Raw genomic sequence first — 12,797 nt, forward strand, 5'->3', positions numbered from 1 at the left:
GAATCCCAGCCAAGGTAATTCCCTATTACAATAGCTATAGCAGCAATATAATCAATTTTGATTTCAAAGTCCATCACTCAAAACCGATTATTCATCATCACCTCAGTTTTTTCGACTGGTCTTTATGCTTCAGCAGGGATTTGATCTGTGTGATAGCCATTTGATTGAGTTGTGTCAACCGTTCCGGTTGTTCCATCCCCTGATGGATCAGCATGGCATTGACACCTGTCTGCCGAATACAGGCAGGCTTTCCATGTTGGAGAGCACCACCAATTGCTCTAGCGAGGCATAATCTCTAATATTCCCTTTTAGATCAGGGTTTTGATCGCGCCATTGTTTAGCCGTTTTACCAAACAGGGCAACATTCAATACATCTGCTTCATTGGCATAGATGAAGGAAACCTGCTGTTTTGAGAGTTTTTCAGGAATCAGGTTTTCTTTGATAGCATCTGTGTGGATATGGTAATTTACTTTGGCCAGTGTGCGTTGAAAGTTCCATTCGAGTTTAAGTCGATCGCTTTCCTCTTCTTTGAGCCGCTGGAATTCATTGATTAGATAAAACTTGAATTCGGCACTGATCCAGGTGGCAAATTCGAAAGCGATATCCCGGTGAGCAAAAGTGCCACCATACCGGCCTGACTTGGAAATGATTCCGATGGCATGGGTAGCCTCTATCCATTTTTGAGGAGTAAGGGCAAAGCTGTTGGCACCTGATTGATTTTTAAAAGCATCGAATTCGATGCTTTTAAAGTCGGGATTGTTCAATTGTTCCCAAAGTCCACAAAACTCAATGGCGCTTCGGGTTCTCATCCAGTTTTGGATAATATAGTTGGTGCGTTCAGCATCCCGGTACCGGGCCATATCAGTAAGCGAAATGTAGTCATCCGCTTTTGTACAAAAAAAAGGGTGATTTCCTTCCCCTTTACTTTTATAAGTTTATTTTTTGCCATCATTTAAAAATTAAATCACCAGAATTTATCCTGATTGCATTTTTAATTGTACCGAATTCGGTATAATTAAAATCCGGGTTGTAGAGTGACTCCCATTCCCCAAGATATTCAATCGTGCTCTTCAGGCTTAACCACTTTATGATGACTACATCCTGCAACTGAGTTCTAGCCATATCCGTCAGGGAAATGTAGTCGTCTGCATCCTGAGATAAGACTGTGATTTCTGCTCCTTCAATCGTTATTTTCTTATTCTTTGCCATTAATCGCTCACTTTGAAAAACTTTCAGAAATGATAATTTCAGGGTTCAATGATCTCTTCATGATCAGTACGCTTTCCTTTCCATTTGTATAAACTCTCGATGAAGGTCTAACTAGAACCGAATGGTTACAAAATTCCTTACCGCACCAGCAAAAACGATCCCGATTTCGTCTCCTGGCTGCCATCCGGTGCCGTATAGGAAAGCCGGTATACGTAGCTACCTGCCGGAGCCGCCTTGCCCTGGTAATATCCGTTCCATCCCTCGGACTGTTCGTCTGAAGTATAAAAAATCACTTCTCCCCATTTATTAAAAATCCAGAATTCAAGTCCTTCTATTTTAGCGAAAACGGGGAAGTAATGGGTGTTACTACCATCGGAAGCATCGGGAGTGAATCCATCGGGCATGCGAATCTCAAAAGCCAAAATAGAAATCTCCTGTATAAACCGTGCGGTACAGCCATTCCCATCAACCAGCTCCAGACTCACCGTAAAAGTGCCTTTTTGCCGGTATTGATGCGTGGGGCTGGCAGCTGTGCTCTGGTTACCGTCCCCAAAGTCCCATAAAAATGCCGTTACGTTCCCGGTAAACCCAGCCTCAAACTCAATTGGATCTCCTATAAAAAATTCCGCGGCGGATGGGTTTCCGGGACCCGAAAAGTCAAAACTGGCATCCAGCACATAGGGAAGCACTTCCACTTCCTGACTGGAGGAACAGCCTATTTCATCCTGAACGGTAACCGAATAGGTTCCCGGTATGACGCTGACCATGGTGAATCCATCATCCGCTACTTCCCCTCCTGTCCATTGAATTTCCACGGCATCCGCTTCCTCCTCCAAAATCACCAAAAAGGTGGTTTCTAACCCCGGCTCACCGCAAATCACCTCCGTAGAGGAAGCGATCGTGAATTCCGGAGGCTCCGGAGACGCAATGGTAAACGTTTCTTCCCGACTGCACCCGGAACCATTGGAAATGACTACGGAATAGGATCCGGGCCCAATATTCTCAAGGGTCGGTGTGGTGGCTCCGTTAGACCAGGCATAGGTAAGCAAGGCCGGATCTCCATCCGGTAGGATAGCGATGGATGCCGTTTCCGGATTTTGGCAGCTTTGCACAGGCGTAACCTCCGAGGCATAGGAAAGCGTTTCCACCCCTGCTACCTCAAAAGAACGTTCTTGTAAGCAAGCATTGGTATCCATAGCCCGAATCAGGTAACTCCCTGATTCCAAATCCCCGAAGCGAATATCCCTGTCCATCTCAAAATCCCGGTTACTGATCCTTACTTCCGAACCATCCCCACCAACAAGATAAAGGTCTGCGCTAACGGGAGCGGTTCCACCCTGAATTTCAACCACTATCCATGCCTCGTTTGCCGGATCACATCCCAAATCCAGATTGGAAGCCTCCGTATCCAGAAGGATTTCTACCTGTTCCGGTTGCTCCAGTGTCACGGAACCACTTGTGGTACAATTCTGACTGTCGGTAATCATGACGGTATAAGTTCCCGGAGAAAGGTTTTCCAGACTGGGTGTAGTGCTATCGGCGGTATTATCCCATTGGTAGGTATAGGGTGCCGTCCCGCCTTCCACTTGCACTGAAACCGCGCCATCGGATGCTCCAAAACAGGAAATAGGAAATCCTCCATAATCAGAAGTCACCGAAACTATGGCTTCCATGGTTTGATGTACCAATGTAAAGGGTCGAAAACAAGCTGACTCATCGCCCAATACCGCGACGAATGAGCGAAGCTCCTCTGATTTAGGAAACGGGTTGGCAGCAGTGTATTCGACAGCGGCATCTTCTACTGGAAACGTATCGTAAAATCGGGCACCATCCGGGAAATATCCCACTAGCTCAGATACATCAATTGCATCTTCCTCCACGTTGCAGAGTTGAATGGCAAGCGGTTCTCCGACATCCGGACAAGAACCTTCGTCCACTATGACGTCAAAATAAATCGGGTCTGACAGGGGGTTGAGGCTACATGTCCCGTCGCTGGCAAAGCCCTGAATCACGGGGCTGGAAAAAGCGATATCGGTACTGGCATTTTTCCCGGTTACTTCTCCGGAGAGGTCAAAATTGCTTGTACATTGAAATCCGTCGGGACCAGCGCAGTTATCAGGGGCTATTAACGTATACTCCACGAAACCGATCAAATCATCCGGGTCTGCCGAAACGGGCACATCCCCGATCTCCCAAACCAGGGTTCCCCCCGGACCTAGGGAAGCTTCATAATTTATTCCACCCGGCATGGGGTTGCCATCCCACCAAATTTCGTTTACTTGTTCAAAATCAACGGATGGCGGCAGGGGAATTTCCACTCTGGCATCTTTGATCGCCTCCTGCCCCTTATTGCGGATCTCAACCCTAAATGGTAAAAGCTCCCTACCTGTCACCTCATAAACCTCATCCACCTGCGGGTTTTCTCCGGTAAACTGCTGAATGGCCTCCAATTTTGTCTGCCGGGCATTTATCGAAAAAGTAATATTAAAGATGGCGTAAGTATCAATGACAGATGCATAATTAAAACGGGTTTGGGTTTGTCCATTGGCAATGATGCGATTGTCCTCATTTGGAATTTGAAAAACGGACAGGTCCATGCCTGTATTATTGATCAATTCCGGTTTCCGGGGATTTCCCCCCGTAAAAATACTGCTATTGAAAAAATTAAAGGTGTCGTTACTATCGTGTTGAAGGCGTACAAATTCCCCGGAATTTACTCCTTCTTCGATTTCAAAATAATCTCCTGTACCGCCTCTTTCGCCCTCAGCGGCCATTACCCCCAATTTCACATTCACTGGTCCGGATTCCACTGCGGAAAATCCCTGTAGATCAAGAATATTGTTTTGGTTTAGATAAGATTCTACATAAGCAAAACCATCAAACACGACCACATCCCTGGCTTCCATCAAGGCATTTTCGTAGACTACTACCATTCCCCAGCCGCCGTAAAAGCCGATTGATCCACCCGTTCCTTCCTGTAATGCCAAATCTGCTATCCAATACTCTCCCGAGCCTGCAGATTTTACCATATCGGTTACATCCGCGTAACCGACAAACAAACCGTCCTGTTCCAGATACGATTCCGGAAACCAGATTTCGTCATTTTGGGCTTGCACCGTCGTATACTCCGTTTGTCCTGGCCCTTTTATGCTGATCTGTTTTTTATCTAAGTTTTTGGTAATTCCTGATTTGGTTACGTTAAATTCCATGTCTTCCGAAGAACGCCCTGTCCAGTAAAGACCCGCAAACAGTACCTCAGTACAGGCAGGATCCGCCCCGTTCTCATTAGAGAAAACAAGGGTTGCAGCGGAGGAATTAAAGGTTTCCGGGTCGTTATCCTCATCCACATACACCATTGGGTAATTATTCTGAAAATTCAGACTGTAATTCTCCAGGGTCAGGTTTGTGTTTCCAAGAATGGTAAAATCTCCGTTAATATTATAAATATTGGTGCTGGGACCATTGGGAGAGGACCGGGGAAAAAAAGGTTGTAGCACCTGAGCAGGGGCAGACGAGGCCTGAAATACCATCCACAGCAAGCCGATGGCGTACAATTTTCGCCAAACTTTCTTTTGAAATTTTTGTGTATCAGCCACCTGAAATCCAATTCTCGTTCTCGCTTTCAAGTATACAAAGAAAAATTGAACGGAAACTGATTTACCTAATAAAATAAAACTTTCGCTAATTCCTGGTATACAGAAGGAAAGTACCTATTCAGAAAATAATTCCTTCACCTTTTCTTTAGGCAGTGCCTTCACCTGCCTCCCATTTTTGCCCTTCATGTCCTCGGCTGCAAACAGGGAATTGATAATGGCTTCCTCCGTCGCTTCGATGGCCGCTAAAAACAAGGGGGTAATCGCATTGTTATCCAAGGCTGCTACGTTCAAGGGGGATGCTATCAATTCTTTTGAAGTACTGAAAGCGACTACATAATCCCCGCTGCCATTGGAGGCAATCCCTCCGGTTCGGGCCAGGCCCATCATGGCTCTCTTTGCCATACGTTCCAGGTTTCGAGCATCGACGGGTGCATCGGTAGCCACTACAATCATGCAGGATCCATCGGCAGATTCCAGTTGGTTTTTAAAGCTATATTGTCCCAGGATTTTACCTACAGGCTGCCCTCCGATTTGTAAAACACCTCCAAAATTACTTTGCACCAGTACCCCGATCGTATAGCCACCCAGATTTTCCGGGAGCTTTCGGGAAGCGGTACCAATACCGCCTTTAAATCCAAAACAGATTGTACCGGTACCAGCACCCACATTTCCCTCTTTTACCGGGCCGGTTTTTGCTTTCTTTATTGCCTCTGTCACGTGTTCCCGCTTCACATGCCTGCCTCTGATATCATTAAGATAGCCATCGTTTGTTTCTCCTACCACGGCATTGAGCGAGCCCACTTCTTCATTGCCTTCCAAAAACAGCATGTAATCCAATATTCCCTCCATACCAGCGGCCACACTCAAGGTGTTAGTCAATATAATCGGAGATTCCAGGTTTCCCAATTCCTGGACCTGGGTACTACCGGCCAATTTGCCAAATCCATTGCCCACGTAAACGGCTGCCGGAACTTTCTGTTGGAATAAATTGCCCGGATGGGGCAATATGGCGGTAACTCCGGTTCGGATATCTGCCCCTTCTACCAGGGTAACCTGTCCCACGGACACACCGGGTACGTCGGTGATGGCATTCCATTTTCCCGGATTCAAAACACCCAGGGAAATCCCATTATTCCGGGCACTATTCTGAGCCTGAGCTGAAGAATGAAAAATCAGGGCCAAAGCAATCAATACAAGTGAATATCGCATGGTATCAGGAGTTTTGAAGGATGGAGGCCAAATCGGCGGGGGAATAATGAATGGATTTCAAGGTCTTATTATCACTTGACCTGTAGACCAAAAAGACATCGTCAACGGGCACATAGTAGCAATCCGTTCCGTTGTTTTTATAATAGCTAACTGTTTCTTTTGCCTCCTTTTCGTTTTTACAAGCCTTGCTCATATTGGATCGCTGCACCTCCTCAAACAAGGCATGAAATTTTTCTGCCAGCCCAAATTCCAATATCGCTCCGGAAAGCACGTACTGAATATCACATAGTGCATCGGCTACTTCCACCAAATCCTGCTTTTCGATCGCTTCTTCCAGTTCTTGCAGTTCCTCAGTAATCAAGGAAAGGCGTAATTGACAGCGGGATGGGGATGGGATGGCAGGACTCTGTAGGACCGGATGCTTAAATGTCTGGTGAAAGCGGGCAACGGAAGATAAGCTTTGGGGATCTTTCATAAGGTAAAATAGGGTAATTCCTATCAAATAAAAAGAGCGCCAGGTTAGGAAGCAAGCTCTTTTAAAACTATTTAGGATTTGTTTAGACAGTACAACCGGACCCGATGCCTCCCGTATTTACTACTATAGGTTACCGATATTAAAAGATGGGAACCAGCTATTGTCGGAGTTTGCCCGGTAATTGCCATAGTAAATTGAATATAAGCCCGTAATTTCGAACAAGATGATTATTTTTGTAATTGCTTCAGGTATTGGTGAGGTTTTTGATACGCTAAAAGCGCAAATCCCATTATGGAAAGTGGTCTATTCGCATTCCCCTGCAGGTCTAACTGGTTAAAATTCAAATGAATATAACATTTTATAAATATCAGGGAACCGGTAATGATTTCATCATGGTCGATGGACGCGAACATTCTCTGGGAAAGGATCCGATTCCAACGATTAAAAACCTCTGCCATAGAAAATTTGGAATTGGAGCTGATGGGCTAATCCTCTTGAAAGAGAAAGAAGGCTATGACTTTGAAATGATCTATTACAATGCGGATGGTTCTCAAAGTATGTGTGGCAATGGTGCAAGATGCGCCGTAGCATTCGCCAGGTTTTTGGGAATGATTCGAGAAAATGCCCACTTCCTGGCCATTGATGGTGCTCATCGGGCCGAGATCAGCGGTGATTGGGTAGCATTGGAAATGGGAAAGGTGAATAGGATTCAGGGTGCAGGAAACGATTATTTTGTGAACACCGGCTCCCCGCATCACGTCCGGTTTGTGGAGGAGCTGGAAAACTACGACGTGGTGGGAACGGGACGAAAAATCCGCCACGACAAAGACACCTATCCAGAAGGTACCAATGTAAATTTCGTAAAAGCCCTGGACAAAAATCACATTGAGGTAAGGACCTTTGAAAGGGGTGTGGAAGACGAAACCCTTTCTTGTGGCACGGGAGTCACCGCCTGTGCATTGGTTTACGGTTCTCAGGAGGGTCCGAACGAAGTAAAAATAGGAACTCTAGGAGGAAACCTGGAAGTTACTTTTGTTAAAAGCCAAAGTGGCAGCTTTGAAAACATCATTTTGGCAGGCCCTGCCAAGCAGGTATTTTCCGGGAAAATTTCTATTGCCGAAATGGTCGGAGATAAGGTAAATTTAAGACAGTGATAAAGCAGTAACATATATGATAGAAGCAATAGCAAAAGGGTTAGCGAAGGTTTTTGGTACGAAATCAGACCGGGATATCAAGAGCTTAAGCCCGGCAGTTGGCCTGATAAATGCCGCCTACGATAAACTGGCAACGATTTCGGACGATGAACTGAGAAATGAAACCAAAGCCATCCGGAGCGTCATTAACGAAGACTTAAAAGAATTTGATGAACGCATCGCCCAACTAAGAAAAGAAATTGACTCGCTGAGTCCTGATCAGGTTCAGGCCAAAGATGCCTTATTTAACGATATTGACCGGGTAGAGAAAGAACGAGATGAGGCTCTGGAGGTGAGTCTGGAAAAAGTACTTCCCAGAGCCTTTGCAGTAATCAAAGAAACGGCCCGACGCTTAAAAGAAAACGAACAGCTAAAAGTAACGGCAACAGAAGAAGACCGGGAGATGGCTGCTGCTAAATCCTACGTGGATATAGAAGGGGATCAGGCCATTTGGCACAACCGCTGGTCAGCCGCCGGTGTCGAAGTGACCTGGGACATGTTGCATTACGATGTACAACTTTTGGGTGGGGTAGCCCTTCATCGGGGAAACATTGCAGAAATGGCCACGGGTGAGGGTAAAACACTGGTTTCCACCTTGCCCGCCTATCTCAATGCGCTCGCAGGAAGGGGTGTCCATATCGTTACGGTAAACGACTACCTCGCAAAACGGGATTCCGAATGGAACGCCCCCTTATTTGAGTTTCACGGATTGACGGTCAACTGCATCGATAAATATTCGCCTAATTCTGAAGGCAGAAAGAAAGCTTATCAGTGTGATATCGTCTATGGAACCAACAACGAATTCGGATTTGATTACCTCAGAGACAATATGGCCCGTGATGCCAAAGACCTGGTTCAGGGTAAGCACCATTTTGCGATGATTGATGAGGTAGATTCCGTATTGATTGATGATGCACGGACACCATTGATCATTTCCGGTCCGATTCCCAGAGGAGATGAACATGAGTTTTATGACATGAAGCCACGGGTTTCTACCATGGTGGATGAACAGCGAAAATTAGTTCAAACGTACCTCTCCGAAGCCAAAAAGCTGATCAAGGACGGCAAGGAAAAGGAAGGAGGCCTCGCATTATTCCGTGCGTTCCGGGGCCTTCCCAAATACAAGCCATTGATCAAGTACCTTTCAGAACCGGGAATTAGAGTAATCTTGCAGAAAACAGAAAATTTCTACCTGCAGGATAACAAGCGAAACATGCCTGAAGCGGATGAGCCCTTATTGTTTACTATTGATGAGAAATCAAATACCGTAGACCTAACCGACAATGGCATTGAAGTCATTACCAAAAAGAATGAAAACGCCAGCTTTTTTATTTTACCGGATATTGGTAGCGAAATAGCGGATTTGGAAAAAGACGAAGCGATTGATGACCGGGAAAAGCTGGTTCGAAAAGAGGAGCTTATTAAAGACTACGGGATTAAAGCACAACGCATTCATACCGTTAACCAGCTCCTGAAAGCCTATTGCATGTTTGAAAAAGACACGGAATACATTCTGGTAGACGGAAAAGTAAAGATCGTTGACGAGCAAACGGGCCGTGTCATGGAAGGACGTCGATACTCGGATGGACTTCACCAAGCCATTGAAGCCAAGGAAAATGTAAAGGTGGAAGATGCCACCCAAACCTACGCCACCATTACCCTTCAGAATTATTTCCGGATGTACCACAAACTTTCAGGAATGACCGGTACTGCCGAAACCGAAGCCGGAGAGTTTTGGGAAATCTACAAGCTGGATGTAATCGTCATACCCACCAATAAACCCATTCAACGAAAAGACCGTGAAGACAAGGTTTATAAAACCGTAAGGGAAAAATTCAATGCGGTAGTGGATGAAATCAATGAGTTGACCGATGCTAACAGGCCTGTATTGGTAGGTACGACTTCCGTAGAAATTTCCGAGTTACTTAGCCGGATGTTGACCATCCGGAAAATCAAACACCAGGTATTGAATGCTAAGCAACACGCCCGGGAAGCAGATGTGGTAGCGGAGGCTGGAAAGCCAAAAACCGTGACCATTGCGACCAATATGGCGGGTAGGGGTACCGACATTAAATTAACTCCGGAATCCAAAAGTGCTGGGGGATTGGCCATTGTAGGTACCGAAAGACACGAATCCAGACGGGTGGATCGGCAGCTACGGGGTAGATCAGGTCGACAGGGAGATCCGGGCTCTACCCAGTTTTTTGTTTCACTGGAAGACAACCTGATGCGGCTGTTTGGTTCCGAACGGATCGCTAAACTAATGGATCGTATGGGTCTGGAAGAAGGAGAGGTTATTCAGCATTCCATGATTACCAAGTCCATCGAAAGGGCACAACGGAAAGTAGAGGAAAATAACTTTGGCGTAAGAAAGCGACTACTGGAGTACGATGATGTCATGAACAGTCAGCGGGAAGTCGTATACCGCAGAAGGAAAAATGCCTTGATCGGAGATCGTCTGGAACTGGATATCCTGAACATCATGTACGATGTATCCGAAGACCTGATAGAAATGGCCAAATCCACCGAAGACCTGGAAAACCTTCGTATGAATATTTTCAGTTCCCTGGGAATTGATTATCAATTTTCTGAATCGGATTTAAAGGATAAAGACCTTACTACATTAACTCGAACCCTTTTCAATGCGGCGTACGAAAACTACACGAAGAAAAACCAAAGCATTTTGGAAAGGGCCATGCCCATACTTCGGGATGTTCACAAAAACCGTGGGGCAACCGTAAAGGAAATTATGGTACCCATATCAGATGGCATCAAGCAAATTGGGGTGGTCATCAATCTGGAATCCACCCTGCAGAATGAGGGAAGGGAGCTAATCCGGGCCATAGAAAAAACGGTTACCCTGGCCATCATAGATCAAAACTGGAAGGAACACCTGCGCGACATGGATGACCTGAAACAGTCGGTCCAAAATGCAGTGTACGAGCAAAAAGATCCTTTGCTTATCTACAAATTTGAAGCTTTTGAAATGTTTAAACGGTTTCTTGGCAAGCTGAACGATGATATTGTATCGTTTATTTCCAAATCCGATTTGCCCAAGCAGGACCCCGATCAGGTGAAGGCCGCACAATCACAGCGAAAAGCTGAACCGGCCGTAACGGCTTCTAAAGAGGAGGCAGGCAACAGTCTGGGAAATGCTTCCGGCCAACGCGCCGCACTGGCAAACAGCAGGGCACGTCCATCCCGGGAACCGGTTAAGCCTAGAAAATCCGAAAAAACCTACGGTAGAAATGACAAAGTAAGCGTAAAATATGTAGACGGAAAGGTCCGAAAAGATGTGAAATACAAAAGTGTGGAACAGGATCTTTCGGATGCAAAATGCGTGATTATAGAAAATTAAAACCCATCTTCATGGCCGGAAAAAAGAGTATTCTCATCGTAGTAAGCCTAGTGCTATTCAGCAGTTGCGGGATAATCAATATTCGAAAAAGCGGAGGAAGCGCAGAAATGTATTCCAACTATTCGGAAGACCTTCAAAGCACCCGAATTCAATTTGAGCCCTTGCCGGATCCTGAAGATTCGGAGTTTGAATCCGAAATCGATGCCGTGCCTATTGATCAGGAATTAAGCCAAAGAATCGATCAAATCATCAGGGAAAATGACAAAGAAAGGTTCCTGAATGGGTTCACCATTCTCATTTACAGTGGAGTAGGTAGGGATATTGCCTTCGAATTACGAAATGAAGTCTACTCTGAGTTTCCGGATATCCAAACCTATATGGAATACGAACAACCCCGATACCTGGTAAAAGTAGGCCGGTACATCAACAAAATTGAAGCCCTTGCTACTTACGAAAAATTGAAATCCCTTTTTCCGGATGCCCGCATTATTTCTGATCGTTTTCTGAAAGATCAGGACCAGCAGCGAAAAGAAGAAGAAAAAATAGAAAATGCTGAAAGATAAGATTCAAAAACTAGCGACCGCTTATAAGGAGGACACAATCAACCTGAGAAGGCACTTACATGCCCATCCGGAACTGTCGTTTCAAGAGAAAAATACCGTGGCTTTTGTAGAAGAAAAGTTACGCTCCATGGGTATCGATAAAATTGAACCCAAAGCAAACACCGGCTTGGTAGCGCTGATTGAAGGTAAAAACCCTTCCAAAAAGATCATTTCCCTGAGAGCAGATATGGATGCCTTGCCAATTACCGAGGCAAATGACGTCCCTTATAAGTCTACCAATCCCGGGGTGATGCACGCTTGTGGACATGATGTACACACTTCCTCACTGCTCGGAACGGCACGTATCTTAAACGGAGTTAAAGATGATTTTGAAGGAACCATCAAATTATTGTTCCAACCGGGAGAAGAAAAAGTTCCCGGAGGAGCCTCGATGATGATTGATGATAATGCCCTTGACAACCCCCGTCCTTCGGCCATCATGGGACAGCACGTCATGCCTTTAATTCCAGTGGGAAAAGTCGGTTTTCGCAAAGGTATGTATATGGCAAGTGCTGACGAGCTGTACTTAACTGTAAAAGGAAAAGGGGGCCACGGCGCCATGCCCGAATCCTTGGTGGACCCGGTGCTGATCAGTGCGCATATACTGGTGGCCCTGCAACAGGTGGTAAGCAGAAAGGCAGATCCCAAAACGCCTTCGGTACTTTCTTTTGGGAAAGTTCAGGCCGATGGGGCTACCAATGTCATCCCGGATGAGGTAAGGATCGAAGGTACCTTTCGTACCTTGGATGAAGATTGGAGGAAAAAAGCACATGAACAAATGATCCGGATAGCGAAAGGAATCGCGGAAGGGATGGGTGGATCGGTTGATTTTGAAGTTCGCAAAGGGTATCCTTTTCTTAAAAACGAACCCCTACTTACAGAGAGATGTATTCAGGCAGCAAAAGCCTATCTGGGTGATGAAAACGTGGTGGACTTGGATATCTGGATGGCGGCAGAGGATTTTTCCTACTACACCCAGGAAATGGATGGATGTTTTTACCGACTTGGTACCCGGAATGATGCCAGGGGCATCGTTTCTGGTGTGCATACCCCAACCTTTGATATAGATGAGGATGCCCTGGGGCTAAGCACTGGCTTAATGGCCTGGCTGGCACTTGAGGAATTACAGTTCCGTTAATTTTTATCTCTCACTG

General features: G+C 45.8%; 9 protein-coding genes. 4 read left to right on the top strand and 5 right to left on the bottom strand.

Annotated features, from left to right (window positions below; translation table 11 throughout):
• Positions 1 to 207: 207 nt before the first annotated feature.
• From GJS45_RS13755 to GJS45_RS13775, 5 genes are all read right to left on the bottom strand, one after another.
• Positions 208 to 810, bottom strand: a complete 603-nt coding sequence (locus GJS45_RS13755) for a KilA-N domain-containing protein (protein WP_449506091.1) — start codon at positions 808 to 810, stop codon at positions 208 to 210.
• A gap of 139 nt (positions 811 to 949) precedes the next feature.
• Entirely contained in the window at positions 950 to 1,210 is a 261-nt protein-coding gene (locus GJS45_RS13760) for a KilA-N domain-containing protein (protein WP_162342437.1), read from the bottom strand.
• A gap of 137 nt (positions 1,211 to 1,347) precedes the next feature.
• Positions 1,348 to 4,836 (bottom strand): PKD domain-containing protein, encoded by a 3,489-nt coding sequence (locus GJS45_RS13765; RefSeq protein WP_162342438.1) that lies wholly within the window; start codon positions 4,834 to 4,836, stop codon positions 1,348 to 1,350.
• Between the two features lie 84 nt (positions 4,837 to 4,920).
• Positions 4,921 to 6,015, bottom strand: coding sequence for a DmpA family aminopeptidase (locus GJS45_RS13770; protein ID WP_162342439.1), 1,095 nt, complete (start codon positions 6,013 to 6,015; stop codon positions 4,921 to 4,923).
• A 4-nt stretch (positions 6,016 to 6,019) separates the two neighbouring features.
• Positions 6,020 to 6,490 carry a pyrophosphohydrolase domain-containing protein gene (locus GJS45_RS13775; protein WP_162342440.1) on the bottom strand — a complete coding sequence of 157 codons (471 nt, stop codon included), beginning with the start codon at positions 6,488 to 6,490 and terminating at the stop codon, positions 6,020 to 6,022.
• Positions 6,491 to 6,834: 344 nt separating this feature from the next.
• Here GJS45_RS13775 and dapF point away from each other — a divergent pair, with 344 nt between their 5' ends.
• The 4 genes from dapF to GJS45_RS13795 are packed head-to-tail and all read left to right on the top strand — an operon-like array spanning position 6,835 to position 12,781.
• Entirely contained in the window at positions 6,835 to 7,644 is an 810-nt protein-coding gene (gene dapF / locus GJS45_RS13780; protein ID WP_162342441.1) for a diaminopimelate epimerase, read from the top strand.
• 16 nt (positions 7,645 to 7,660) lie between these two features.
• Complete coding sequence (secA, locus tag GJS45_RS13785) at positions 7,661 to 11,041, top strand: preprotein translocase subunit SecA (protein WP_162342442.1); 3,381 nt, start codon at positions 7,661 to 7,663, stop codon at positions 11,039 to 11,041.
• 11 nt (positions 11,042 to 11,052) lie between these two features.
• Positions 11,053 to 11,604, top strand: coding sequence for a hypothetical protein (locus tag GJS45_RS13790; RefSeq protein WP_162342443.1), 552 nt, complete (start codon positions 11,053 to 11,055; stop codon positions 11,602 to 11,604).
• On the top strand, positions 11,591 to 12,781 hold the full coding sequence (locus tag GJS45_RS13795) for a M20 metallopeptidase family protein (protein WP_162342444.1): 1,191 nt from the start codon (positions 11,591 to 11,593) through the stop codon (positions 12,779 to 12,781). The genes GJS45_RS13790 and GJS45_RS13795 overlap by 14 nt, the downstream gene beginning before the upstream one ends.
• Positions 12,782 to 12,797: the final 16 nt, after the last annotated feature.

Origin of the sequence: Cyclobacterium salsum (assembly GCF_010119245.1) — a bacterium.
GTDB lineage: Bacteria > Bacteroidota > Bacteroidia > Cytophagales > Cyclobacteriaceae > Cyclobacterium > Cyclobacterium salsum.

Excerpts from the sequence above, each read along its gene's own strand:
- GJS45_RS13755 (WP_449506091.1), bottom strand. The coding sequence starts at position 810 with ATGAGAACCCGAAGCGCCATTGAGTTTTGTGGACTTTGGGAACAATTG.
- GJS45_RS13760 (WP_162342437.1), bottom strand. The coding sequence starts at position 1,210 with ATGGCAAAGAATAAGAAAATAACGATTGAAGGAGCAGAAATCACAGTC.
- GJS45_RS13770 (WP_162342439.1), bottom strand. The coding sequence starts at position 6,015 with ATGCGATATTCACTTGTATTGATTGCTTTGGCCCTGATTTTTCATTCT.
- GJS45_RS13775 (WP_162342440.1), bottom strand. The coding sequence starts at position 6,490 with ATGAAAGATCCCCAAAGCTTATCTTCCGTTGCCCGCTTTCACCAGACA.
- dapF (WP_162342441.1), top strand. The coding sequence starts at position 6,835 with ATGAATATAACATTTTATAAATATCAGGGAACCGGTAATGATTTCATC.
- secA (WP_162342442.1), top strand. The coding sequence starts at position 7,661 with ATGATAGAAGCAATAGCAAAAGGGTTAGCGAAGGTTTTTGGTACGAAA.
- GJS45_RS13790 (WP_162342443.1), top strand. The coding sequence starts at position 11,053 with ATGGCCGGAAAAAAGAGTATTCTCATCGTAGTAAGCCTAGTGCTATTC.
- GJS45_RS13795 (WP_162342444.1), top strand. The coding sequence starts at position 11,591 with ATGCTGAAAGATAAGATTCAAAAACTAGCGACCGCTTATAAGGAGGAC.